Source organism: Asanoa ferruginea (assembly GCF_003387075.1).
GTDB classification, from domain to species: domain Bacteria; phylum Actinomycetota; class Actinomycetes; order Mycobacteriales; family Micromonosporaceae; genus Asanoa; species Asanoa ferruginea.
The window spans coordinates 2,808,950-2,833,042 of sequence record NZ_QUMQ01000001.1; the positions used below are offsets into that span (position 1 = coordinate 2,808,950).

General features: G+C 71.7%; 20 protein-coding genes and 1 riboswitch. Of the genes, 11 read left to right on the forward strand and 9 right to left on the reverse strand.

What is annotated here, in order from left to right; translation table 11 throughout:
• Positions 1-293 precede the first annotated feature (293 nt).
• From DFJ67_RS13330 to paaN, 5 genes are all read left to right on the forward strand, one after another.
• The gene (locus DFJ67_RS13330; RefSeq protein WP_116068163.1) at positions 294-3,077 is read left to right on the forward strand and encodes an alpha/beta fold hydrolase; all 2,784 of its coding nucleotides are present in this window, start codon (positions 294-296) and stop codon (positions 3,075-3,077) included.
• Complete coding sequence (locus DFJ67_RS13335) at positions 3,077-3,946, forward strand: ABC transporter permease (RefSeq protein ID WP_116068164.1); 870 nt, start codon at positions 3,077-3,079, stop codon at positions 3,944-3,946. The genes DFJ67_RS13330 and DFJ67_RS13335 overlap by 1 nt, the downstream gene beginning before the upstream one ends.
• An 82-nt stretch (positions 3,947-4,028) precedes the next feature.
• Positions 4,029-4,163, forward strand: a riboswitch (SAM riboswitch).
• An 11-nt stretch (positions 4,164-4,174) separates the two neighbouring features.
• Positions 4,175-5,461 carry a threonine synthase gene (gene thrC, locus DFJ67_RS13340; protein ID WP_116068165.1) on the forward strand — a complete coding sequence of 429 codons (1,287 nt, stop codon included), beginning with the start codon at positions 4,175-4,177 and terminating at the stop codon, positions 5,459-5,461.
• Positions 5,462-5,766: 305 nt separating this feature from the next.
• A complete protein-coding gene (locus DFJ67_RS13345; RefSeq protein WP_116068166.1) occupies positions 5,767-6,786 on the forward strand; it encodes a GNAT family N-acetyltransferase in 1,020 nt (339 codons plus the stop codon).
• A 27-nt stretch (positions 6,787-6,813) separates the two neighbouring features.
• Entirely contained in the window at positions 6,814-8,490 is a 1,677-nt protein-coding gene (gene paaN / locus DFJ67_RS13350) for a phenylacetic acid degradation protein PaaN (protein ID WP_116068167.1), read from the forward strand.
• Positions 8,491-8,696: 206 nt separating this feature from the next.
• Here paaN and DFJ67_RS13355 read toward each other — a convergent pair whose 3' ends face one another.
• Genes DFJ67_RS13355 through DFJ67_RS13365 form a run of 3 tightly spaced genes read right to left on the reverse strand, consistent with a single transcriptional unit; the run spans position 8,697 to position 10,446 of the window.
• On the reverse strand, positions 8,697-9,230 hold the full coding sequence (locus DFJ67_RS13355) for a GNAT family N-acetyltransferase (protein ID WP_239097218.1): 534 nt from the start codon (positions 9,228-9,230) through the stop codon (positions 8,697-8,699).
• Positions 9,227-9,562, reverse strand: a complete 336-nt coding sequence (locus DFJ67_RS13360) for a gamma-glutamylcyclotransferase family protein (protein ID WP_116068168.1) — start codon at positions 9,560-9,562, stop codon at positions 9,227-9,229. Before DFJ67_RS13360 ends, DFJ67_RS13355 begins: the two co-directional genes overlap by 4 nt.
• Before the next feature lie 38 nt (positions 9,563-9,600).
• Entirely contained in the window at positions 9,601-10,446 is an 846-nt protein-coding gene (locus DFJ67_RS13365; protein WP_116068169.1) for a serine hydrolase, read from the reverse strand.
• A 242-nt stretch (positions 10,447-10,688) separates the two neighbouring features.
• Between DFJ67_RS13365 and DFJ67_RS13370 the strand changes: the two genes are divergently transcribed.
• Entirely contained in the window at positions 10,689-10,892 is a 204-nt protein-coding gene (locus DFJ67_RS13370) for a cold-shock protein (protein WP_116068170.1), read from the forward strand.
• 493 nt (positions 10,893-11,385) lie between these two features.
• Positions 11,386-13,005 carry a chaperonin GroEL gene (gene groL, locus DFJ67_RS13375; protein ID WP_116068171.1) on the forward strand — a complete coding sequence of 540 codons (1,620 nt, stop codon included), beginning with the start codon at positions 11,386-11,388 and terminating at the stop codon, positions 13,003-13,005.
• Between the two features lie 71 nt (positions 13,006-13,076).
• On the opposite strand, the gene DFJ67_RS13380 is transcribed toward groL, so the two are convergent.
• From DFJ67_RS13380 to DFJ67_RS13390, 3 genes are all read right to left on the reverse strand, one after another.
• The gene (locus DFJ67_RS13380; protein WP_116068172.1) at positions 13,077-13,289 is read right to left on the reverse strand and encodes a hypothetical protein; all 213 of its coding nucleotides are present in this window, start codon (positions 13,287-13,289) and stop codon (positions 13,077-13,079) included.
• A 75-nt stretch (positions 13,290-13,364) separates the two neighbouring features.
• Positions 13,365-14,288, reverse strand: coding sequence for a GNAT family N-acetyltransferase (locus DFJ67_RS13385; protein WP_116076161.1), 924 nt, complete (start codon positions 14,286-14,288; stop codon positions 13,365-13,367).
• Positions 14,289-14,298: 10 nt separating this feature from the next.
• A complete protein-coding gene (locus DFJ67_RS13390) occupies positions 14,299-16,560 on the reverse strand; it encodes a S8 family serine peptidase (RefSeq protein WP_116068173.1) in 2,262 nt (753 codons plus the stop codon).
• Between the two features lie 39 nt (positions 16,561-16,599).
• Here DFJ67_RS13390 and DFJ67_RS13395 point away from each other — a divergent pair, with 39 nt between their 5' ends.
• The gene (locus tag DFJ67_RS13395; RefSeq protein WP_116068174.1) at positions 16,600-18,408 is read left to right on the forward strand and encodes a glycerol-3-phosphate dehydrogenase/oxidase; all 1,809 of its coding nucleotides are present in this window, start codon (positions 16,600-16,602) and stop codon (positions 18,406-18,408) included.
• Here the strand turns inward: DFJ67_RS13395 and DFJ67_RS13400 are convergent.
• Positions 18,405-19,799 carry an FAD-binding oxidoreductase gene (locus tag DFJ67_RS13400; protein ID WP_116068175.1) on the reverse strand — a complete coding sequence of 465 codons (1,395 nt, stop codon included), beginning with the start codon at positions 19,797-19,799 and terminating at the stop codon, positions 18,405-18,407. The two genes, DFJ67_RS13395 and DFJ67_RS13400, sit on opposite strands and share 4 nt — an antisense overlap.
• Positions 19,800-19,822: 23 nt before the next feature.
• Between DFJ67_RS13400 and DFJ67_RS13405 the strand changes: the two genes are divergently transcribed.
• Positions 19,823-20,107, forward strand: coding sequence for a DUF4031 domain-containing protein (locus DFJ67_RS13405; protein ID WP_116068176.1), 285 nt, complete (start codon positions 19,823-19,825; stop codon positions 20,105-20,107).
• Here the strand turns inward: DFJ67_RS13405 and DFJ67_RS13410 are convergent.
• Entirely contained in the window at positions 20,076-20,717 is a 642-nt protein-coding gene (locus DFJ67_RS13410) for an HD domain-containing protein (protein WP_116068177.1), read from the reverse strand. The genes DFJ67_RS13405 and DFJ67_RS13410 overlap by 32 nt on opposite strands.
• Before the next feature lie 33 nt (positions 20,718-20,750).
• Between DFJ67_RS13410 and DFJ67_RS13415 the strand changes: the two genes are divergently transcribed.
• Positions 20,751-22,115, forward strand: a complete 1,365-nt coding sequence (locus DFJ67_RS13415) for a PrsW family intramembrane metalloprotease (protein ID WP_116068178.1) — start codon at positions 20,751-20,753, stop codon at positions 22,113-22,115.
• On the opposite strand, the gene DFJ67_RS13420 is transcribed toward DFJ67_RS13415, so the two are convergent.
• Complete coding sequence (locus tag DFJ67_RS13420) at positions 22,106-22,438, reverse strand: GroES family chaperonin (RefSeq protein ID WP_116068179.1); 333 nt, start codon at positions 22,436-22,438, stop codon at positions 22,106-22,108. The two genes, DFJ67_RS13415 and DFJ67_RS13420, sit on opposite strands and share 10 nt — an antisense overlap.
• A 114-nt stretch (positions 22,439-22,552) precedes the next feature.
• On the opposite strand from DFJ67_RS13420, the gene DFJ67_RS13425 reads away from it, so the two are divergent.
• Positions 22,553-23,827, forward strand: coding sequence for an AI-2E family transporter (locus DFJ67_RS13425; RefSeq protein ID WP_116068180.1), 1,275 nt, complete (start codon positions 22,553-22,555; stop codon positions 23,825-23,827).
• The last annotated feature ends 266 nt before the right edge of the window (positions 23,828-24,093 follow it).

Consider the following 24,093-nt stretch of genomic DNA (forward strand, 5'->3'; position numbering starts at 1 on the left):
AGTGGTGGCACGGACTGAAGAGTTGCCCCGGCCGTCCCGTCCACCGGACGGAGAAACTAGTAGAGGGGCACCCAGGAAGGCCCAAACCGAACAGCCATTTCTGCTTCATCCGTCGGTTTCTATGGCCCTGCGTGATGGATCAAGAAGCGAAAGAGCACGCTGCGTAACTTGTCTCAGGTTCATTGCCCGCTCGGCGTCATTCGTCGGATTTCGCGGGATTAGCACGTGTCCCACCAAGCGGCTGCGGACCGAACTCAGAGAATGCTCAGCGTCCCCGCCGTACCTTTGGCGGCATGTCACCACCGCTGTCCCGCCGCACCCGTCGCCGGCTGATCGCCGGCGGCGCCGCCCTGCTCGTGCTCGCCGGCGCCGTGCTCTGGGCCGTCTGGCCCAACTCGCCCGGCTATCACACGCAGGACGCCCGGATCACCGTGCGGACCGGTCCCCGTGGCGACGAACCGGTCGACCTGGACACCCGGCTGTTCCTGCCGAACGGTGCCTCGGCGAGCGACAAGGTGCCGGCGGTGCTGCTCGCGCACGGTTTCGGCGGCACCAAGGAGAGCACCTACAGCGACGCCGAGGACCTCGCCGGGCTCGGCTACGCCGTGCTGACCTGGACCGCGCAGGGCTTCGGCAGCAGCGGCGGGCAGATCCACCTGGACAGCCCCGACTATGAGGTACGCGACGCGCAGCGGCTGGTCGACTGGCTCGCCGCCCGGCCGGACATCCGCACCGACGCGCCCGGCGACCCGCGGGTGGCGGTGGTCGGCAGTTCCTACGGCGGCGGGCTGGCCCTGCTGCTCGCCGGCCAGGACCAGCGGATCGACGCGGCGGTGCCGATGGCCACCTGGAACGACCTGGCCGGCGCGTTCCTGCCGGAGTCGACCGGTCGCGGCCCCGTCGACGGCGTCTTCAAGAAGACCTGGGCCGGGTTGTTCTTCGGCAACGGCGCCAGCCCCAGCCTCGACCTGACCGGGGTCCCGCAGGACGCGGCGGCCGCCGCGGCCGCAGCGGCCGGCGCCGACCCGTCGTGCGGCCGGTTCGCCGCCGACGTCTGCGCCGTCTACCAGCGGATCGCCACCGCCGGCCGGGCCGACCAGGCCGCCGTCGACCTGCTCCGCCGGTCCAGCCCGGCCACCGTGCTCGACCGGATCAAGGCGCCCACCCTGCTGGTGCAGGGCACCGCCGACACGCTCTTCCCGCTCACCGAGGCCGACGCCAACGCCCGCGGCATCGCCGCCACCGGCACCCCGGTGCGGGTCGCCTGGTTCACCGGTGGCCACGACGGCGGCGACGGGCCGCAGTCCGACCGCGACCGGGTCCGCTTCCTGATGGCGCAGTGGCTCGACCACTACGTCAAGGGCACCGGCGACGCGCCGCCGACCAGCTTCACCTGGTCGCGGATCACCGGCTTCAACGCGCTCGACCGGGGCGTGGTGACCAGCGGCTACTCCAACCCGGCATATCCGGGACTGGCCGGCACCTCGAGTTCGACGGTGACCGTGGCCGGCCCGGCGCAGCAGGTCGCCAACCCGCCCGCCGGCAACCCGGCCGCGATCTCCTCACTGCCGGCGGCCGGCGGGCTCTCGTCCTTCGTCAACGGTGTGGTCACCGACCTGCCGGGCCAGAACGCGCGGTTCACCTCCGCGCCGCTCGACCAGCCGGTCGACATCGTCGGCGCGCCGAGCGTGCGGATCCGGGCCGCGTCGCCGAGCGGCGAGGCGGTGCTGTTCGTCAAGCTCTACGACGTCGACCCGAGCGGGGTGGCGACGCTGTCCAGCGGGCTGATCGCACCGGTCCGGCTGACCGGGCTGCCGGCCGACATCGCGCAGGCCCAGCCGGTGTCGGTCACCTTGCCGCCGATCGTGCACCGGGTCGAGGCCGGGCACACGATGCGGATCGCGGTCGCGACCTCCGACCAGGCCTTCGCGACACCTAACCAGCCGACCGTCTACACGGTCGCGGTGCCGGACAACGCCACCGCGGTGACCCTGCCGACGGTGGCCGGCACCCCGATCGCCAGCCCACAGGTGATCTGGCGTTACGTGCTGGCCGGGCTGCTGGTCGCGATCGCCATCGGGCTCGCGGTGGTGATCCTGGTCGTGCGCCGGCGGCGTGGCCGGCACGACGCTTCGGTGCATCCCGATTACGCGGACGTGCCGCTGCGGGTCGACGGCCTGCGCAAGGAATACGGCGACTTCGTCGCGGTCGACCGGGTCGACTTCGAGGTGCGGCGCGGCCAGGTCGTGGGCCTGCTCGGGCCCAACGGTGCCGGCAAGACCACCACGCTGCGGGTGCTGATGGGGCTGACCAACCCGACCGCCGGGCAGATCCACGTGTTCGGCCACCCGCTGGTGCCCGGCTCGCCGGTGCTGTCACGGATCGGCGCGCTGGTCGAGGGGCCCGGCTTCCTGCCGCACCTCTCCGGCCTGGCCAACCTGCGGGCCTACTGGGCGGCGACCGGCCGGCCGGCGGCCGACGCGCAGCTCGACCGGGCGCTGGAGATCGCCGGGCTGGGCGAGTCGGTGCATCGCCGGGTGAAGACCTACAGCCACGGCATGCGGCAGCGGCTGGCCATCGCGCAGGCCATGCTCGGCCTGCCCGAGCTGCTGGTGCTCGACGAGCCGACCGACGGGCTCGACCCGCCGCAGATCGCCGAGATGCGCCGGGTGCTCAAGCGCTACGCCACTGACGGGCGGGCGGTGCTGGTCTCCAGCCACCTGCTGGCCGAGGTCGAGCAGACCTGCACCCACGTGGTGGTGGTCAACAAGGGCGCGATCGTCGCGTCGGGCCCGGTCGACGACATCGTCGGCGAGTCGCCGACCGTGCAGATCGAGGTGTCCGACGCGGGCGCCGCGGCCGACGTGCTCGGTCAGCTCGCCGGGGTTCGCTCGGTCTCGGTCGACGGCGACCCGCGGCAGCTCGTGGTCGACACCAACGGCACGGCGCGCAGCGAGGTCGTGGCCGAGTTGGTGCGGGCCGGCATCGGGGTGGAACGGGTGGTGCCCCGGCGCCGCCTCGAAGACGCGTTCCTCGCCCTGGTCGGGGACAGCTCTAGTGGAAGCGGAGACCGCTGATGGCAACCGACCTCGAAGCTGGTGCGGCCAGGGGTTACCGAGGGTCCCGCACGATGCCCATCCGGGCCGAGTGGCGGCGGCAGTGGTCGCGTGCGCGTACCCGATGGGCTCTCGGTCTGATGGTCGCGTTGCCTTTGATCATCTTGATCGCATTCCAGTTCGACAATGCCGGTGGCGACGACAACGGCGGTGGCGAGTTCGGCAGTCTGATCGACCTGGCCACCTCGGGCGGGCTCAACTTCACCCTGTTCTGCCTTTACGTCTCGGCGACCTTCCTGCTGGTCGTCGCCGTCGCGCTGTTCTGCGGCGACACGGTGGCCAGCGAGGCGCAGTGGGGCAGCCTGCGCTACCTGCTGGCGGTGCCGGTGCCGCGGGCCCGGCTGGTGGCGGTCAAGCTGGTCGTCGCGCTCGGCTACTCGGGCCTGGCGCTGGTCGCGCTGGCCGGCACGGCACTGGCCGTCGGCACCGCCCGCTATGGCTGGGAGCCGCTCCAGAGCACGGTGGCCAACGAGATCGCGCCGGGGCCGGGCCTGCTGCGGCTGCTCGGCATCCTGGGCTACCTGGCCGTGGTGCTGCTGGTGGTGGCCGGGCTCGCGTTCCTGCTGTCGGTGTCGACGGACGCACCGCTGGGCGCGGTTGGCGGCGCGGTGCTCGTCTGGATCCTGTCGAGCATCCTCGACCAGATCAGCGCGCTGGGCGTGGTGCGCAACCTGTTGCCGACCCACTACAGCACGGCGTGGCTCGGCCTGCTCTCCACGCCGGCCCAGTTCGACGACATCGTGAAGGGCACGATATCGGCGATCGTCTACGCGACGCTGTTCTGGTCATTGGCCTTCTGGCGGTTCACCCGCAAGGACGTGACAAGTTGATCTTGTGAGGCGTGGTTCACACCTTGGGAAGGGACAGGCCCGCGCCCCGGCGGAGGCCTTACCCTGGAGGGCACAACTGAATACCTCATCCAGAGGGGCAGAGGGATACGGCCCGACGAAGCCCCGGCAACCACGCCGTTGACTCATTGAAGAGTCGCGGTGCGCAGGTGCCAATTCCGTCCCCCGTCGCATGGTGCGACGCGGGGAAAGATGAGAGGACCCTCCCTCATGACGTCGATCATCGACGAGACCGCCTCCCAGGTTGCCGACAGCCCCGCCCGCGCTCTCGTCTGTCGTGGCTGCGGCGCGGAATACCCGCTCATCGCACAGCACGCGTGCTTCGAGTGTTTCGGCCCGCTCGAGGTGGCCTACGACCCCGCCGCGCTGGCCCGGGTGACCCGCGCCCAGATCACCGCCGGCCCGCACAACATCTGGCGCTACGCCCCGCTGCTGCCCGCAGGGCAGGACCCGGCCAGCCGGGTGACCCTCAACCCCGGCCTCACGCCGCTGATCAGCGCTCCCGCCCTGGCCGCCGAGTTGGGCATCAGCGCGCCGCTCTGGGTCAAAGACGACAGTGCCAACCCGACCCACTCGTTCAAGGACCGGGTGGTCTCGGTCGCGCTGACCGCCGCGCGCGGCCTCGGCTTCACCCGCTTCGCCTGCGCGTCGACCGGCAACCTGGCCAACTCGGTGGCCGCGCACGCGGCCCGGGCCGGCGTTCCGTCGATCGTGTTCATCCCGGCTGATCTCGAGCCAGGCAAGATCATTACCACCGCGGTGTACGGCGGAGACCTGGTCGCCATCGAGGGCTCCTACGACGACGTCAACCGGCTCTGCAGCGAACTGGTGGAGACCGACGAGTTCGAGGACACCGCGTTCGTCAACGTCAACGTGCGGCCGTTCTACGCCGAGGGCTCCAAGACGCTGGGCTACGAGGTCGCCGAGCAACTCGGCTGGCGGATCCCGGCGCAGGTGGTCATCCCGATGGCCAGCGGCGAGCTGCTCACGAAGATCGACAAGGCGTTCACCGAACTCGTCGAGATCGGCCTGGTCGACGCGCCGGCCGGCGGGTGGCGGGTCTTCGGCGCGCAGTCGGCCGGCTGCAACCCGATCGCGACGGCACTGCACAAAGGCACCGACGAGATCGTCCCGGTCCGCCCGACCGGCATCGCCAAGTCGCTCAACATCGGTGACCCGGCGGCCGGCCTCTACGCGCTCGAAGCCGTGAAGCGCACCGACGGCTGGATGGACTACGCCGACGACGACGAGATCCGCGCGGCGATCCAGTTGCTCGCCCGCACCACCGGAGTGTTCGCCGAAACGGCCGGTGGCGTCACCACCGCGGTGCTGCGCAAGTTGGTCGAGTCAGGACGGCTCGACCCCACTGCGGAGACGGTCGTTTTCAACACCGGCGAGGGACTCAAGACGATCGACGCGGTGGCCGGCCAGGTTGGACCCACCCATCGCGTCAAGCCGTCGCTTCGGGCTGCCCGCGAAGCCGGTCTGCTCGGCTGACAGGCCCGTTATCCAGGATGGACTCATACGTTCGGGTGATGCAACATGTGCACCCCGTAGCGGTGATTTTGCCGTCCGTCGAGAAAACATGTCCGCAGGGACTTGACGACCATGATGGGAATCTCGCAGGATGCTCCGTGCGGGAGGGCGAGCCGCCGTAGACTTTTGAAGTTCTAGCGACCCAGCGCCGGAGGCGTTGTGCGACCGTCCTCCCGACCAAAGCTTCTTGAAGGGCCCCGTCCACACGGACCGGGGCCCTTTAAATTGACTCGCGTTAGCCCGTCCGGTTGGGCACGCTGGCGGGCATGAGCATCGTGGTGACTCCGCTCCCGGCGACCGACGAGGTCGGCGCCCGGCACGCGTTCGACATCCGGTCGCGGAGCGACGCCGCGGACCTGCCCGACTTCCCGCCGGTCGATCCGCGACACTTCTTCGCGTCGCTCAGCGACCCCTGGCCCGGCGAGCACAAGGCCAACGCGCTGGCCTGGCTCGACGACGTCCCGGTCGGCTTCCTCGAGATGAGCCTGCCGTTCCTGGAAAACACCGGCACCGCCGACCTGCGGCTCGACGTGCTGCCGGAGGTCCGGCGCCGCGGTGTCGGTGGCGCGCTGCTGGACTACGCCGAGCAGACGGCGCGGGCCGACGGTCGCAAGCACCTGATCGGCACGACGGTGTGCACCCTGGCCGGCGGCCCGGAGCGGCCGACCGACGGCGACGAGTTCGCCCGTGCCCGCGGCGCGCAGTTGGCGCTGACCGACGTGCGGCGCCGGCTGACCATCGAGTCGCTCGACCGCCCGTCGCTCGACGCGATGGTCGAGGCGGCCTGGCCGCACGCCGCCGGCTACAGCCTGGTCCGTTGGCTCGGCGCCGTCCCCGACGACTACGTCGCCGACATCGCCTACCTCGAGGGTCGGCTGATGTCCGACGCCCCGCTGGGCGACCTCGCGCTCGAGGGGCAGAAGATCGACGAGGCCCGGTTCCGCGAGCAGGAGGCGGCCCGCGAGCGCCGGGGCCGGCGGGTCTACACGACCGCGGCCCGACACGACGCCACCGGCCGAATCGTCGCGCTGACGGCGATCGACTTCGCCGAGAGCATCGACTGGCATTCCTGGCAACAGATCACCCTGGTCGACCCCGACCACCGCGGTCACCGGCTGGGCGCCCTGGTCAAGGTGGAAAACCTGACCACGGTGCTGGCGTCGGAGCCGGCGCTGCGGGTGATCGACACCTGGAACGCCGCGGTCAACTCACACATGATCGCCATCAACGAGGCGATGGGCTTCCGCCCGGTCGACGAGTGGCACAACTGGCAGATATCCCTCTGAGTGTTCCCCAGCAGGCATGATGGCTGCATGACGGAGACCCCGCACCCCTGGTTCGCCAACCACGCCGAGACGCTCGAGCGCGCCACGACCGCGATCAAGGAGCGCGCCTACTGGTCGGCCTACCCCGAGTCGCCCAGCCCGCGTGTCTACGGTGAGACCGCCGCCGCCGAGGGCGAGGCCGCGTTCCGTGGCTACCTCGACGCCAAGTTCCCGCTGGACCAGCCGGGCATCACCGACTGGGTGGCCACCGAGCGCAGCCCCTTCGGCGTGCCGCTTGACGTGTCCTACCCCCACGTCGAGCCGTCGACCCTGATCGCGGCCGCGACGGCGGCGCTGCCCGCGTGGCGCGACGCCGGCCCGCAGACCCGCGTCGGCGTCTGCCTCGAGATCCTCGCCCGGCTGCACGCGCACATCTTCGAGCTGGCCAACGCGGTGCAGTTCACCAGCGGCCAGGCGTTCGTGATGGCGTTCCAGGCCGGCGGGGCACACGCCCTCGACCGCGCGTTGGAGGCGCTCGCCTACTCCTACGCCGAGATGACCCGCCACCCGGCCACCGCCGGCTGGGAGAAGCCGGCCGGCAAGGGCGACCCGCTGCGGATGACCAAGACGTTCCACGTCGTCCCGCGCGGCGTCGCGCTGGTCATCGGCTGCAACACGTTCCCGACCTGGAACTCCTACCCGGGCCTGTTCGCCAGCCTGGCGACCGGCAACCCGGTCGTGGTCAAGCCCCACCCCGGCGCCGTCCTGCCGCTGGCCATCACGGTCCGCTACGCCCGGGCCGCCCTGGAAGAGGCCGGCTTCGACCCCAACCTGGTGCAGTTGGCCGCGGAGGCACCCGGCGAGGGCCTGGCCAAGACCCTGGCGCTCGACCCGGCCGTCCGCATCATCGACTTCACCGGCTCGACCGAGTTCGGCGACTGGCTGGAGACCAACGCCCACCAGGCCTCGGTCTACACGGAGAAGGCCGGCGTCAACACCATCGTGATCGACTCGACCGACGACTTCGCCGGAATGTGCCGCAACATCGGCTTCTCGCTCACCCTCTACAGCGGCCAGATGTGCACCACACCGCAAAACATCCTGGTCCCGGCGGGCGGTATCGAAACCGACCAGGGCCACAAGACCTTCGACGAGGTAGCCCACTCCATCGCGGCGGTGGTAGCCAAACTGACCGGCGACCCGGCCCGCGCGGTCGAGCTGACCGGCGCGATCGTCAACGACGGCGTCCTGGCCCGCCTGGCCGAGGTCGAGGCGGTCGGCACCGCGGTCCTCCCGTCGGCCCCGGTCACCCACCCATCCTTCGCCGAGGCCGTGGTCCGCACCCCGACGGTGGTCACCTTGACCGCGGCCGACAGCGAAACCTACGGCCGCGAGTGGTTCGGCCCGATCACCTTCGTCATCGCCACCGACTCGACGACGTCGAGCATCGACATCTTCCGCTCGACGGTCCTGGCCAAGGGCGCGTTGACGGCGGCGGTCTACTCGACCGACGAGTCAGTCCTGTCCGCGGTCGAGTCGGCATCCCTCGACGCGGGCGTCCACCTGAGCTGCAACCTGACCGGCGGCGTCTTCGTCAACCAGTCCGCGGCGTTCTCCGACTTCCACGCGACGGGCGCCAACCCGGCGGCGAACGCGGCCCTAACCGACGGCGCCTACGTCAGCAACCGCTTCCGCATCGTCCAGTCCCGCCGCCACACCGCCTAACTCGCCCACCCACTCCCCCCGAGCGAACTTGGCTCAGGGCCGCCCGGGGGCTCGGGCCGGCGTGGCGTTGTTCCGGGCGTGTCGGGCTGGCCCGGCTAGGTGTTGTCGCGGCGTACATGTTCTTTTGTGTAGCCACATAAAAGAACATGTGGGCTCGTTGAACCTGGCCGCTACCCATGACGACACGCCCGGCTGCGGGTTAAGCATCAGGCGCGGCGGCGCATCTGGAGTTCGGTCATGGCCGCCGTGGTCGGGTGGGGGAGGCGCACGCCGGTGTCGACGAAGCCGACCCGTTCGTAGGCGCGGACCGCGCGGTCGTTGCCCACCACCACCTCCAGCATGAGGTCGGGGCGGCCGGCCGTGCGCGACCACTCGCTCACCGCGGCCGTCAGCGCCGAGGTCAGGCCCTTGCCGCGCCAGGTCGGGGTGACATAGACGGCGAAGATCACCGTCACGCCGGGCTCGTCGGCGATCGCGGTGCCGCCGGCGTGGGCGATCACCCGGCCGTCGGCCACGGCGATGAACTGGGCTACCCGGTCGCCGGTCGAGTGCTCGGCGATCCGGGCCGCGTATTCGGCGTGGGGGCGTGCCGCCGCCTGGGCCAGCGTCTCCAGGAAGGCGAGCGGGGAGTCGGCGAGCATCTCCAGGCGCAGGGCGCGGGTGATGGCCGCGTCGCCGGGGCGTACCCGGCGGACCTCGACCGCCGCCGGCAGGCGGCGGGTGTCCAGGGCGGTGGTCACGCGGCGCTCACGTAGACCCAGGCCTCGGCGCCGGAGGCCAGGGGCAGCAGGTCGCGGCGGTAGTCGGAGACCTCGTAGCCGTCGGCGGCCAACAGTTCCGCGTCGGTGAGCTCGAAGACGACCCCGGGGACCTGGTCGCCGGGGTCGCCGGTCGGGGCGACCACCGGGTGGCGTGCCGTGCCGCTCAGCGCGACCACATCCGGGTCGGTGACCTCCAGCAGGGTCATCCGGTAGCCGGGCAGGGCGTCGTCGCGGCCGTGCAACAACCGGCCGAAGTTGGCGCGCTGGACCGCCGGGTTGCGCAGGGTGCCGTAGGAGAAGAGCAGTGGCATGGGAGCGATCCTGCCGCGCCGCTGGTGGGTGGTCGCCGTCAGGGGGACGGGGACGCCAGCCGGGTCGTGGGGGCCAGCAGTTGGGCGCCGACCGCCTGGCAGACGTTCGCGCCGTAGTCGAAGCCGAGGGTGCCGGGATAGCGCACCAGCACTCCGATCGCCCACCGATCTGTCACCGCCAGGCATGCCATGTGCCAGAGGCCGTCTTCGTCGCGAAGTAGCCAGCCGTTCTTGATCGCTACTTCGGACGATGCCGGTTCTGGTAAGGCGCGGCGAACACCGAAATCGCCGGTTCCGCGTACGCCGCGCATCTCCGATAGAAGCCAAGGCGTCCACCGGTCGCCTGCCGCTCGCCCGTCGGCAATGCATGATGCAAGGCGAACCGTGTCGCGGGCCGAGATCACCGTGTTGCTCCAGTTGTTCGGGTGCGCCTGGCTGTCGGTGAGGCCGCATATTTCGATCATGCGCAGGATCGAGTCGTGGCCGCCGGCTAGTTCATACACCTCGATGGCTGCCGCGTTGTCGCTGTCGCGGATCATGATGGTGAGCTGTCCCAAGCGAAAACCCGAAGGCTCCTCGCCTTTCTCTGCGGAAACTCTTAAATAATCGGCGGCCAGCCAAGCTTTGACCATCGACATGGTGTCGCTTGGCTCGGCCATGTTCGGCGACCCGGTGATGTGCCCGTTCTGCCGGTCGAGCAGTGCCCACGACAGGAACCCCTCGACCGGCACGTCGACGGTGCCGACCCGGATCGGGTGCGCCCGGGCCCGGTCGGCGCCGGGTGAGGGTCGTTTGGCCGCGGCGACCGTGACCTGCTGCTTCGGCGTCACGTAGTAGATCGCGAGCGCCGTGGCGGCGGTGATCAGCAGGACGGCCGCCAGCACCGGGACCGCGTTCCGTCGGTGGCAGCGGTGCCGGCCGGGCTGCGCGCCGTGTCTGCCTCGCAACACGTTCGGTTAACGAGCGAGCGGCCCGTCCGGGCGCTCAGGGTGTCCATTTTGGGGTAGTGCACGGTCGTCACTCCTCGTGTACCTTACGATTTCGGCCGCAATGTTCGAGGGCTCACCTACACCCGCGAATGGGCGGTCTTGGACCGGCAGGCGCATCAAAGGTTAGGAAGTGCACCGTGGCACAGGGCACCGTCAAGTGGTTCAACAGTGAAAAGGGCTACGGTTTCATCGCGGTCGATGGAGGCCAGGACGTGTTCGTCCACTTCTCCGCGATCGAGATGGACGGCTACAAGTCTCTCGACGACGGCCAGCGCGTCGAGTTCGAGATCGCGCAGGGTCAGAAGGGCCCGCAGGCGGAGCAGGTCCGCCTAATCGCTTGAGCGAAGCCAAGCCGGGCACCCCACCCGGGTCCGTGACGACCTAGCGCCGATCCCGCGAACGGGGTCGGCGCTGCTTTGTCTTTACTTCCGTAGCATTGCCATCTATTCGCGACTTTGCCCATTGCGGACAGCGATGCCTTTCAACCATTGACGAGTCATAAAACGCCAGATGGGGTACGGGTCGCCACGCCATGATCATCTAGGGATCGACGCGGCCCGCCCCGGAGGTCGACTCGCTTGCACTCGCCTGGTCCGAGTGCTAAACAAGTCATTGGCACTCGCCAACCGTGAGTGCCAATGGTCGGGGCGGTGAGGCCACCGCCGATGCCCTACAGAGACGGGCGCGGCATGGGGCCGGTCGTCGCGGGCTATCCGGCCCGGCCGGCGGACGTCACTGTCGCCAGGTAGTGACGTCCGAAGGTGCGTACAACAGGCGGTTCCCCGTGGCCGACCAGGCTGCGGCGACCGTGAGTGTCCAGGAGGACAACGCCGTATGGCCAAGATCATTGCGTTCGACGAGGAGGCGCGCCGCGGCCTCGAGCGGGGTATGAACACCCTCGCCGACGCCGTAAAGGTGACGCTCGGCCCCAAGGGCCGCAACGTCGTGCTCGAGAAGAAGTGGGGCGCTCCCACCATCACCAACGATGGTGTGAGCATCGCCAAGGAGATCGAGCTCGAGGACCCCTACGAGAAGATCGGCGCCGAGCTGGTCAAGGAGGTCGCCAAGAAGACCGACGACGTCGCCGGTGACGGCACGACGACGGCGACCGTCCTCGCACAGGCGCTGGTCCGCGAGGGCCTGCGCAACGTCGCCGCCGGCGCCAACCCGATGGCCCTGAAGCGGGGCATCGAGGCCGCCGTCGCGCGCGTCGCGGAGGAGCTGGCCAAGATCGCCAAGGACGTCGAGACGAAGGAGCAGATCGCCTCCACCGCCTCGATCTCCGCCGGTGACACCAGCGTCGGCGAGATCATCGCCGAGGCGATGGACAAGGTCGGCAAGGAAGGCGTCATCACCGTCGAGGAGAGCAACACCTTCGGCCTCGAGCTCGAGCTCACCGAGGGCATGCGCTTCGACAAGGGCTACATCGCGCCTTACTTCTGGACCGACCCGGAGCGTATGGAGGCCGTCCTCGACGACCCCTACATCCTGATCGTCAACAGCAAGATCGCGTCGGTCAAGGACCTGCTCCCGATCCTCGAGAAGGTCATGCAGGGCGGCAAGCCGCTGCTGGTCATCGCCGAGGACGTCGAGGGCGAGGCCCTGGCCACCCTGATCGTCAACAAGGTCCGTGGCACCTTCAAGTCCGTCGCCGTCAAGGCGCCGGGCTTCGGTGACCGCCGCAAGGCCATGCTCACCGACATCGCGATCCTGACCGGTGGTCAGGTCGTGAGCGAGGAGCTCGGCCTCAAGCTCGAGGCTGTCGGCCTCGACATGCTGGGCCACGCTCGCAAGATCGTGGTGACCAAGGACGAGACCACCATCGTCGACGGTGGTGGCGACCAGGAGCAGATCCAGGGTCGGGTCAACCAGATCCGTGCCGAGATCGAGAAGAGCGACTCCGACTACGACCGCGAGAAGCTGCAGGAGCGCCTGGCCAAGCTGGCCGGCGGTGTTGCGGTCATCAAGGTCGGCGCGGCCACCGAGGTCGAGCTCAAGGAGCGCAAGCACCGCATCGAAGACGCGGTCCGCAACGCGAAGGCCGCCGTCGAAGAGGGCATCGTCCCCGGTGGTGGCGTCGCGCTGGTGCAGGCCGGCAAGACCGCCTTCGACAAGCTCGACCTGGTCGGCGACGAGGCGACCGGTGCGCAGATCGTCAAGATCGCGCTCGACGCCCCGCTGCGTCAGATCGCTGTCAACGCTGGCCTCGAGGGTGGCGTCGTCGTGGAGAAGGTCCGCAACCTGGAGACCAACCACGGCCTCAACGCCGCGACCGGTGACTACGTCGACCTGCTCAAGGCCGGCATCATCGACCCGGCCAAGGTGACCCGTTCGGCGCTGCAGAACGCGGCTTCGATCGCGGCCCTGTTCCTCACCACCGAGGCTGTGGTGGCGGACAAGCCGGAGAAGGAGAAGGCCCCGGCTGCGCCGGGTGGCGGTGACATGGACTTCTAAGTCCATCAGCACAACCACGGAAGGGCGGTCCGCGCGAGCGGGCCGCCCTTTCCGCTTGTTCGAGGGAGGGCCTAGCGGCGGCGCTGGTTGTGGCGCTTGTCGGCCCGGCTCGTCGCTCCCCGCGGCGGCGCGGCCGGTAACTCATCGGGAAGGTCGTCGGCGAGGTCGGGTGGGAGATCGCCCGCGAGGTCGGGTGGGAGGTCGCCCGCCGACGGTCGGTCGCCGGAGGCTTCCGACGCGCCAGGACCCGGGGACTCCGCGGCCGGCTCGTCTTCGAGGGTCATGCCGGCACGTTAGGGGTTGTCGGGCCGCCGCGTCGGCGTTTCGCGACACAATGCACCGCGCGGGCTACAAACGGATCAGAGTTGCCGGCGGTAGAGGAAGAAGACCCGCTCGATCCGCGCCCCGGAGTTGGCCGAGTAGAACGGCACCGGCCCGACCCACCCGATCTGCGCCGCGGTCAGCCCGGCAGCGTGCTGCTCCTGGAGGCAGCGCCGCAACAGCACCCCACCGACACCGAGCCCCCGCGCCGCCGCGGCGGTGCCCATCGGCCCGAAATACGACGGCCGCGAAGACCCCCAGCACGCGAACCCGAGCACCCCACCGTCGCGCACCGCGAAGTGGATGCCGGCCGAGCCGCTGAGCTCGGCACCCCACCCGGGCCCGAAGTGCTCCTGCGCGAACTCCACCAGCCCCGGCACGTCGGCCGCCACCGCCCGGCGCACGGCCACGCCGGCCGACGCGAGCCGCGCCTCCGCCGGCGCCGTCGGCGCGAGGGCCAGTGAGCCCGGCGTCAGGTCGGCCGTCATGTTCCAGGCGACGGTCTGCCGCTCGTACCCGCTCGCCTCGGCCAGGCAGATGGCCGGCGTGTAGCGCACGTCGATCCCCGGCCACGCGTACACCGGCGCGTTGCCGACCAACGCCACCGCACCGACGCCGAACCCCGCCAGCGCCGACTCCACCCGGGCCAGCAGCTCCCGGCCGATGCCGTGCCGCCGGTGGTCGGGATGCACCGCGATCAGGTCGACGTGCCCGACCGCGGTGTCGCCGTAGCCGGTCGACCCGAGCACGACACCGACCACGTCAGGACCGGAAAGGGCGACCCATCCCGTGGTACGTCGCTCGCCGGCCGACCCGATCAGCGGGCCGGGATGCCGCAGCCGGCCGACGATGGCCTCGGCCTCGGCGGCATCGTCGGGAAGATCAAGAGCCACCTGACAGAGCGCCACGACATCGGGTACGCGATCGGGGGTCAGCTCGGCGAGCTGGTACGCATGGTCCACGCGCCGGAGGCTACCCGGCCGCACGCAGCGCCGCCGCCGCGTCCACCAGGCCGGCGCCGGTCGCCTGGGCCGGCGTGCACGGCCCGACGTCGCCGGCGGTCACCGGCGCCGCTGTGCTCCGCAGGATCTCCCGGGTCCGCGCGACGTCGCCGACCAGTGCCGGGTTGGCCGACCACAGCAGCGCCACCACGCCGGCGACGTGGGGCCCGGCCATCGACGTGCCGGTCAGCGCGCCGTAGCGGTCGCCGGGCAGCGCCGAGACGACGTCGACGCCGGGCGCGACCAGGTCGGGCTTGTCCGGCCCGCGGCTGGAGTGGTCGGCGAGCGTGCCCGACGAGTCGACCGAGCCGACGGTGAACGTCTCGGGGTAGATGGCCGGCGGGTCGGTGACCGAGCCGCAGGCCGGCCCGGTGTTGCCGGCGGAGGCGACGACGAAGATGCCGGCCGCGTCGAGCGCGTGCACCGCCGGCTCCAGCGAGCGCCGGTCGCAGCCCTCGATCTGCGGACAACCCCACGAGTTGGTCAGCACCTGTGGCGCCCGCGCCGGCCGGCCCGCGGTGAACGGATCGCCGCCGGGCGGGAACGGGGCCAGCATGAACTGGAGGCAGTCGAGGTAGTGGGCCGGGTTGCCCATGTTGCGGGCCAGGTTGACGCAACCGACCCACTGCGCGCCCGGCGCCACCCCGACACCCGCGCCCACGGCGGTGGCGAGCGTGTGGGTGCCGTGGATGCCCGCGTCGGTCGGCACGGTCGTGCCGTTCCAAGGGTCGAACCAGGAGTCGTCGCCGCCCCGGAAACCGGGTGCCAGCGCGGGATGGCTGCCGTCGACGCCCGAGTCGGAACTGCCGACGACGATGCCCTTCCCGGTGTCGCCGGAGGCCCAGGCCTCGGGTGCGTGCACCTGCTCCAGGTTCCACTGGGCGCGCGACGGCGCGGCCACGTTGCCCACGTGCGGGGACAGGGCCGGCGCCGGCAGTGGCCGGAGCACCTGGTCGACCAGCACCCGGTCGACGTCGCCGCGGCGGGACAGCAACTCCCGCAGCACCGGCCCCCCGCTGTCCACCTCGATGCCGTTGACCAGGTAGTAGGGCGTGTAGCGCAGGTGCCACCGGTCGAGGTCGCGGCGCAGGTCGGCCTGGGTGCGGTCGGCGTGCTCGACCAGCCGCCGGTAGACCTCGGTGGTGCGGGCGGTCAGCGCCGCCTGGCCGGTGCCGGCCGGCAACCCCGACAGGTCGGCCTGGCTCGACAGCACCACGAAGAGCCGCTCGCCCGCGAAGCCGGGTTGCCCCGGCCCGAAGTAGACGACTAGGCCGGCGAGGGCCAGCACGCCGGCCAGGGTCGCGGCGACCGGGCGCCGGAATGACCCGCGCAGCCCGTACCCGATGCCGATGAGCACCCCGATGGCGAGTGCCGCGCCGGCGGCGATCGCCGCCCAGAACGGCGCGTCGCGCCCGGCGAGCAGCAGCGTGGTCTCCTCGGGGTCGACGAACGCCAGCGGCCCGACCACCCCGAAGCCGACCAGCCAGGCGACTGGCGGGTCGCCCGCGCCACGCAGCGCGGCGAGCGCGAAGCCCACCATCGGCAGGCCGATCAGCACGGCCAACTGCGGGCCGCTCTGCCCGACGCCGGCACCGAGCAGGGCGAGGGCGACGCCGGCCCGCGCGCCACCGACCCAGATCGTCCGGGCCCGGCTCCAGCCCGCCATCGGCTCCCAGAACCGCGGGCCGAGCAGCGCCGCGGCGAGCCGGCCGACCGCGGCGGCGGCGAGCACCGCGAGCACGGTCTCCAGCACGCCGCCGAGCGCGCCCAGCAACAGCCAGGGTGTGAGCAGCAGCACCCCACCGGCGACGCCCAGCCAGCCGGATGCCGGCCGCCCGGGCCGGCCGACCACCGCCGTGAGCGCGACCGCCACCGCCGCGAGCAGCGTCAAATAGAGCTCGTGCTGCGCGACCGGCACGGCCCGCAGCGCGGTCAGCACGGCCAGCATTGCGGCCGCGGTGAACCAGGCCCGCCCGGCCGCGCGCCCGGCCGGCGTGACCGGCAACGCGGCCGAGAGCAGGGCGGGCACGCACATCAGCAGGAAGCCGACCACGCCGATCGCCGGCCAGGTCCACGCCGGCAGCACGACCGACGACACGAGTTCGAGCTGGTCGAGCAAGGAGCCCAGGCTCTGCGCGACCGTCGTCGCCAGGACCAGCCAGCCGCCGGCCGCGATCGCGGCGAGCACGCCGAGCCAACGCGGCGGGGCCGAGCGTTCGGCGGGGGCAGCCATGCGCGCCAGCGTAAAGCCCGGCGGGGTTACGGTGGACCCGTGCGAGACCCCGCGATATCCCGCTTCGCCGCGAGCCACCTCTCCGCGACCCGGCGCGCCGACGACCTGCGCCGGCTGCGCAGCGAGCGGTTCGACGTGCTGGTCGTCGGCGGCGGCGTGACCGGTGCCGGCGCCGCCCTCGACGCCGCCGCGCGCGGCCTCAAGGTCGCCCTGATCGAGGCCCGTGACTACGCCGCCGGCACGTCCAGCCGGTCGAGCAAGCTGATCCACGGCGGCCTGCGCTACCTCGAGCAGCTCGAGTTCGGCCTGGTGCACGAGGCGCTGACCGAGCGCGGCCTGCTCTCCACCCGGCTGGCGCCACACCTCGTGCGCCCGGTGCCGATCCTGGTGCCGCTGCCGGCCGGCGGGCTGCCGCTGCGCGCGTTCCGCCGCTCCTACTACGGCCTGGGCGTCGCCACCTACGACGCGTTCGCCGGCGTGCTCGGCCACGGCCGGGGCATGCCGTTGCACCGGCACCTGACCCGCGAGGGCGCCCGGCGGCTGTTCCCGAGCCTGCGCGGCGACGTGACCACCGGCGCGATCCGCTACTTCGACGGCCAGGTCGACGACGCCCGGCTGGTCGTCACGCTGGCCCGCACCGCCGCCAGCCTGGGCGCGGCCATGGTGACCAGCGCCCGCGCGGTTGGCTTCCTGCGCCAGGCCCGCGAGGTCGTCGGCGTCCGGGTGCGCGACATGGAGGCCCGGCCCGGGGATCCCGACGCCGAGTTCGAGGTCCGGGCCCGCACCGTGATCGCCGCCACCGGCGTGTGGAGCGACGACATGTCGCGGATGCTCGGCGACGTCGGCGTCCGCCCCGGTTTCCGGGTCCGCGCGTCCAAGGGCGTGCACCTCGTGGTCCCGCGGAGTGCGATCACCGGCGAGGCGGGGCTGATCCTGCGTACCCCCACCTCGGTGTTGTTCGTGATCCCCTGGGGTGGGCACTGGATCATCGGCACCACCGACACCGACTGGCAGCTCGACCGCTCGCACCCGGCGGCCTCGGCGCGCGACATCCAATACATCCTCGACCAGGTCAACCCCTGGCTGGCCCGGCCGCTGTCGACCGACGACATCGAGGGCGTCTACGCCGGCCTGCGCCCGCTGCTCAGCGGCGAGGCCGACGCCACCTCGAAGCTGTCCCGCGAGCACGCGGTGATCGAGCCGATGCTCGGCCTGCTGCTGGTCGCCGGCGGCAAATACACGACCTACCGGGTGATGGCCGCCGACGTGGTCGACCGCGCGGTCCGCCGGCTCGGTGGCGGTCAACCGTCGACCACCGCCCAGCTACCGCTGCTCGGCGCCGACGGCTACGCGGCCACCTGGCGCGACCGGCTCGACCTGGCCCGCCGCCGCGGTGTGCCGGCCGGCGTGGTCGAGCACCTGCTGGAGCGCTACGGCACGCTGACCAACGAGTTGCTCGCGCTGGTCGAGGCCGATCCGGCGCTGGCGGCGCCGCTGGCCGGCGCGCCGGAATACCTGGCCGCCGAGGTGGCCTACGCGGCCTACGCGGAAGGCGCCCTGCACCTCGACGACGTGCTCACCCGGCGCACCCGGATCTCGTTCGAGACCGCACACCGGGGCACCGAGTCGGCCGTGCACGCGGCCGAGGTGATGGGTGGCGTGCTCGGCTGGGACGAGGCGGTGCGCCGGCGCGAGGTCGAGCACTACCTGGCCCGGGTCGACGCCGAGCGCGAGTCGCAGCGGATGCCCGACGACGCCACCGCCGACGCGGCGCGGATGGGTGCCGCCGACGTGCGCGGCCTGGCCGCCGACCGGGGCCTGGAGATCCCGAGCAGCGCGGCGCTTTAGAAGATTTTGCCGGGGTTGAGCAGCCCGGCCGGGTCGAGGGCGGTCTTGATGGCCCGGTGCACGGCCATGCCGACCGGGCCGATCTCCTGCGCCAGCCAGTCCTTCTTGAGCAGGCCGACGCCGTGCTCGCCCGTGCAAGTGCCGCCCATCGCGAGGCCGAGCCGCATGATCTCGTCGAACGCGGCCCGGCCGCGCGCGACCGAGTCGGGGTCGAGCCGGTCGACCACGATGTTGGGGTGCAGGTTGCCGTCGCCGGCATGCCCGACGACGCCGATCGGCACTCCGTATTCAGCAGCGATCTTCTCGATGCCGTCGAGCATGGCCGCCAGTTCGGTCCGCGGCACCGCGATGTCGTCGATGATGATCCCGCCGCTGCCCTCGGGGTAGGTCTCGGCGGCGAACTTCTCCATCGCCGGGTGCGCGAGCCGGCGGGCCCGCAGCAACTCGGCGGCCTCGACCGGGTCGGTGGCCGCGAAGACCTCGAGTGCGCCGGCCGCTTCACAGACCGCCTCGAGCGCGGCCAGGTCGTCGGCCGCCCGGCTGCCGGTGTCGACGGCGGCGAGCAGCAGCGCCTTAGCGTCGGTGCGCAGGCCCATCGGGCGCAGCGCCTCGATCGCCTTCAGGTGGGTCTGGTCGAGCAACTCCAGCAGGCTCGGCGAGAAGCCGCCGGAGGAGATCGCGGCGACCGCGGCGCCGGCGGCGGCCGTGGTCGGGAACAGCGCGATCAGGGTGAGCGAGGTGTCGGCGGCGGGCCGCAGCCCGACCACCACCTCGGTGATCACGCCCAGGGTGCCCTCGGAGCCGACGAACAGCCGGGTCAGGTCATAACCAGCGACCCCTTTGGCGGTACGCCGGCCCGTGCGCAGGATCTCGCCGGAGGCCAGCACGACCTCGAGGCCGAGCACGTATTCGGCGGTCACGCCGTATTTGACACAGCACATGCCGCCCGCGTTGGTGGCCACGTTGCCGCCGATCGTCGACGACTCCCACGAGCCCGGATCGGGCGGGTAGCGCAGCCCGGCCTTCGCGGCGGCGCCGGCCAGGGTCGCGTTGACCACGCCCGGCTGCACGACGGCGTAGCGGTTGACCGGGTCGATCTCGACGATCCGGTCCATCGCGACCGTGGAGAGCACCACCGCGCCGTCGATCGCGTTGGCGGCGCCGGCCAGGCCCGTGCGGGCGCCCTGCGGCACGACCGGAACGCCGGCCCGGGCCGCGGCCCTGACCACGTCGACGACCTCGGCGGTTGTCCGCGGGCGGACCACCACGGCGGGTGTGCCGAACGGCACCAGGTCGGCCTCGTCGCGCTGGTGCCCGCGAAGCAGGTCGGGGTCGGTCAGCACCGCGCCGTCCGGCAACGCCGCGCGCAACTCCGTCACCAGATCAGCCATACCCGCGACGTTAGCCTCTCCAGGTGGTCTACCTCGATCCCCCGGCCTGGCCTTCGCGAGGGCGACTCTGGTCACACCTGGTCAGTGACGTCTCCTATGCCGAACTGCACGCGTTCGCCGAAATGCTCGGTTCGCCCCGGCGGGCGTTCGACCGGGACCACTACGACGTGCCCGCCGACCGCTTCGCGATGGCGGTGTGGCTGGGCGCGACAGTGGTGCCGAGTCGGGAGATCGTGCGGGTGTTGCGGGAGTCCGGTCTGCGCCGGCCCAAGCACCTCAATGGTCCAGGGCGCCCAGCTCACGGATGAGGTTGCCGCGGGCGGGCTCGGTCCAGCGCTCGGCCAGGTCGGGCAGCCGGTAGAGGGCCGGCAGTTCGAGCAGGTGGCGCAGGATCGTGGCGCGGCCGGCGCGGAACTCGGCGTCGGGGACGAACTCGTACTCCCGGCGGACGGCCGCGGCGTAGGCGTCGTAGGCGGCCGGCGGGCTGGCCAGCACGGCGAGGTCGGCGTCGCAGAGCAGCGCGCCGTCGGGGTCGTCGGCCTGCGCGGCGTGACCGGCGGTGAGCAGCACGAGCCGGCGTACGCCGTCGATCGCCGTCGTGGGAACACCCAGAGTGACCAGCGAACCCACCGCCAGCTCAGCGGAGGCCCGCTCGTTTCCGTCACCGGGCGTGTGCGGATCGTAGACGGCGTCGTGGAACCAGGCGGCCAGCCGGACCAGGTCGGGCTGCTCGGCCGCCGCTTCCTCCTCATCCACAATGGAGAGAACCGTGGCCAGGTGCTCCAGCGTGTGGTAGTGCCGGTGCGGCTCGGCCCAGCGGGCCAGCAGCGCCGAGCCCTCGGCGGCGATGGCGTGGTTGTCGGCGGTCGCGCCGGCGCCCTGGACAGCCGCGCGCCAGGCGTCGGCGAGATCTCTCACGCCATCATTCTGGTCCGTCGCTAGGCTGTTCGCATGACCTTGCCCCTGCACCCCGCCGTGCCCGAGGAGCGGGGGCGGGGCTGGCGGGTGCTGGTGCTGCTCGGCGTCATCGTGGTGATCGCGCTCTGCGCCATCACGATGTCGATCGTGCTCGGCTGGAACATCGGCGTCCAGGCCACGGTGATCGGCCTCGCGGCGGCGATCCTGCCGGTCCCGGTGCTGGTCGCCTGCTTCCTCTGGCTCGACCGCTATGAGCCGGAGCCGGCCCGGCTGCTGGCGGTCGCGTTCACCTGGGGTGCGTTCGTCGCGACGCTGGTCGCCTACGGGGTCAACACCGGCGCGGTGCACGTCTTCGCCAACCTCGGCCTGCCCGACAGCCTGGTGGCGGTGGTGGTCGCGCCGTTCATCGAGGAGACGATGAAGGCGCTCGGCCCGGCGCTGATCCTGGTGCTGTTCCGCCGGGAGTTCTCCGGCATCACCGACGGCATCGTCTACTGCGGGCTCTCGGCGGTCGGCTTCGCGATGGTGGAGAACATCCTCTACCTCGGCGGCCACGGTTACGCCGCGGGCGCGGAGCGTTACGGCCCGGCGGCCGGCGCGCAGATGCTGATCCTGACCTTCATCATCCGGATCTTCCTGACCGGTTTCGCCCATCCGCTGTTCACCTCGATGACCGGCATCGGGCTGGGCATCGCGGCCCGCTCGGCCGACCGCTGGGTGCGGGTCTGCGCCCCGTTGGCCGGCCTGATGGTCGCGATGATGCTGCACGGCACCTGGAACCTGGTGCCGACGCTGGCTCAGGCGACCGGCGAAGGGCTGATCCTGCTCTACGGCTACATCGCGCTGATGGTGCCGGTGTTCTTCGGCGTGGTCGGCCTGACCATCTGGCTGCGCGGCTGGGAGGGGCGACTCACCGAGCGGGCCCTCCCGGTGTACGTGCAAGCCGGCTGGCTCAGCCCGCCCGAGGTGGCCTCGCTCGGCTCGCTGGCCCGCCGGCACTCGGCCCGGCAGTGGGCCCGCCGGGTGGCCGGCCCGCCCGGGCTCACCGCGATGCGCGGGTTCCAGTTCGCGGCGACCCGGCTCGCGCTGCTGCGCGACGGCCTTCAGCGCGGCCTCGACAGCCGGCCCGCCGACCGGGCCCGCGCCGAGCGCGACGAGCAGCGGTTGCTGTCCGAGATCTCGATGTATCGGCAGGCGTTCGTCGGTCGCGACCCGCAGGTGCCGCCGGCCGTCTGGGACGGCAACAGCTACCACGTGATGTTTCCCGACGGGGTGCAGCGCCCACTGGCGGCGCCCGACGACCCGGTGGTGCCGATCCCGGTGGTGCTAGCGCCGCCGGTGCCCCGCTACTACGGGCCGCCGATGCCTTACAGCGGCCCGCCGTCGCCCTACAGGTAGAGGCCGGTTCCGTCGTTCTCCACCCGCTGCGCGGCGACGGCGTGCACGTCGCGCTCGCGGAGCAGCACGTATTGCCGGCCGTGCAACTCGACCTCGGAGCGGTCGTCGGGGTCGAAGAGCACCCGGTCACCGGTCACGATCGAACGCACGTGTGGGCCGACGCCCACCGCGGTCGCCCACGCCAGCCGGCGGCCCATCGACGCGGTGGCCGGGATCACGATGCCGGCGGTGGACCGGCGCTCGCCCTCGGCGCCGTCGATCTTGACCAGGACGCGGTCGTGTAGCAGCCGGATGGGCAGCTTCTCGGTATCGGAGTCGGCCATCACGCGGGGAACGCTACCCCGCGCAAAGTCCGGGACGACTCCGGGTCGGATGGGCTAAAGGCGTCCTCGGGTTCCGGCTACCGTGGGAGGGCCATTCACAGGTCAGGGGGAGTCTTGGGCCGGTTCCAGCAGGTGCGGGCGAGCCTGCGGCGCGCCTACCGGGCGGGCCGCGTCTCTGTCCGGGCGGCCCGCGTGGCGAGGGCCGAGCCCGCCCTTCAGGGCGGTGAGCACTTCCAGCCGGTGCTGCCCGACGCCGAGCCGGCGCCGACCCCGGTGCCGGTGCACCCGTCGACGACCAGCCGCGACGACGCCGACGTGCCCTACAGCCTGCGCATCTCGGCCGCCTGGTCGTGGCGCCTGCTGGTGCTGGCCATCGCCGTCTACGGCGTGGTCCGGGTGATCGGGATCCTGCGCTTCGTGATGATCCCGCTGGCCATCGCGCTCCTGCTGACCGCCTTCCTGTCGCCGGCCGTGGGCTGGTTACTGCGGGCCCGGTTCCACCGCACGTTCGCCGTGGTCGTGGTGATGGTCTGCGGCCTGGCGGCGGTGGCGGGCACGCTGACCCTGGTGGTCAACGAGTTCGTCTCGGGCGCGCCCCAGCTCAGCAACGACGCCGCCAAGGGCGTCCGGCAGATCCAGGACTGGCTGCGCACCGGCCCGCTGCACCTGAGCGACGCGCAGCTCAACCGCTATATCGACGAGGCACAGTCGTGGATCACCGACAACTCGTCGCGGTTCACCAGCGGCGCCCTCGCGACGGCGGCCACGGTGGCCGAGGTGCTGACCGGCGCCGTGCTGGTGCTCTTCTCGACCTTCTTCTTCCTGCGCGACGGCCGCAAGATCTGGCGGTTCATCGTGCGGCTGTTCCCGATCGGCGCCCGCTGGCGCATCGACGACGCCGGCCAGGCGTCGTGGTCGGCGCTGGGCAACTACGTGCGGGCGACGGTGCTGGTCGCGTTCATCGACGCCCTGGGCATCGGGATCGCCCTGGTGATCTTCCGAATACCGTTCTCGTTCGCGCTGGCGGCCCTGGTGTTCCTCGGCGCGTTCATCCCGATCGTCGGTGCCACCCTGTCGGGCGCCGTGGCGGTGCTGGTCGCCCTGGTCGCACAGGGCCCGATCGTCGCACTGATCATCCTGGGCGCCGTGATCGGCGTGCAACAGCTCGAAGGACACGTGCTCCAGCCACTGATCATGGGCCGGGCCGTCGCGCTGCACCCGCTGGCGATCATCGTCAGCATCGCGTCCGGAGTGATAATCGCCGGCATCGTTGGCGCGCTGGTCGCGGTGCCGCTGATCGCCGTGCTCAACACCGCCGTCCGCCGCCTCAACAAACGCCGCCCGCCAAGCATCCCGCCGGGCGTCGAGGTCGTCAGCACCCGCCAGTAGGCCCGCTTGCTCTGCACCCTTGTGGGAAGCGTCCGGGCGGGCAGGCCGCGGGTTGGTCTGTTCCTTGCTCTGCACCCTTGTGGGAAGCGCCCGGGCGGGCAGGCCGCGGGTTGGTCTGTTCCTTGCTCTGCATCCCTGGGGGGAAGCCTTGGGCGGGCAGGCCGCGGGTTGGTCGGTTCCTTGCTCTGCACCCCTGTGGGAAGCCATGGGCGGGCAGGCTGCGGGTTGGTCGGTTCCTTGCTCTGCACCCCTGTGGGAAGCGCCCG

What these genes read in the sequence shown, in the direction of transcription:
- DFJ67_RS13330 (WP_116068163.1), top strand. Translation starts at nt 294, where the DNA reads ATGTCACCACCGCTGTCCCGCCGCACCCGTCGCCGGCTGATCGCCGGC.
- DFJ67_RS13335 (WP_116068164.1), top strand. Translation starts at nt 3,077, where the DNA reads ATGGCAACCGACCTCGAAGCTGGTGCGGCCAGGGGTTACCGAGGGTCC.
- thrC (WP_116068165.1), top strand. Translation starts at nt 4,175, where the DNA reads ATGACGTCGATCATCGACGAGACCGCCTCCCAGGTTGCCGACAGCCCC.
- DFJ67_RS13345 (WP_116068166.1), top strand. Translation starts at nt 5,767, where the DNA reads ATGAGCATCGTGGTGACTCCGCTCCCGGCGACCGACGAGGTCGGCGCC.
- paaN (WP_116068167.1), top strand. Translation starts at nt 6,814, where the DNA reads ATGACGGAGACCCCGCACCCCTGGTTCGCCAACCACGCCGAGACGCTC.
- DFJ67_RS13360 (WP_116068168.1), bottom strand. Translation starts at nt 9,562, where the DNA reads ATGCCACTGCTCTTCTCCTACGGCACCCTGCGCAACCCGGCGGTCCAG.
- groL (WP_116068171.1), top strand. Translation starts at nt 11,386, where the DNA reads ATGGCCAAGATCATTGCGTTCGACGAGGAGGCGCGCCGCGGCCTCGAG.
- DFJ67_RS13380 (WP_116068172.1), bottom strand. Translation starts at nt 13,289, where the DNA reads ATGACCCTCGAAGACGAGCCGGCCGCGGAGTCCCCGGGTCCTGGCGCG.
- DFJ67_RS13390 (WP_116068173.1), bottom strand. Translation starts at nt 16,560, where the DNA reads ATGGCTGCCCCCGCCGAACGCTCGGCCCCGCCGCGTTGGCTCGGCGTG.
- DFJ67_RS13400 (WP_116068175.1), bottom strand. Translation starts at nt 19,799, where the DNA reads ATGGCTGATCTGGTGACGGAGTTGCGCGCGGCGTTGCCGGACGGCGCG.
- DFJ67_RS13415 (WP_116068178.1), top strand. Translation starts at nt 20,751, where the DNA reads ATGACCTTGCCCCTGCACCCCGCCGTGCCCGAGGAGCGGGGGCGGGGC.
- DFJ67_RS13420 (WP_116068179.1), bottom strand. Translation starts at nt 22,438, where the DNA reads ATGGCCGACTCCGATACCGAGAAGCTGCCCATCCGGCTGCTACACGAC.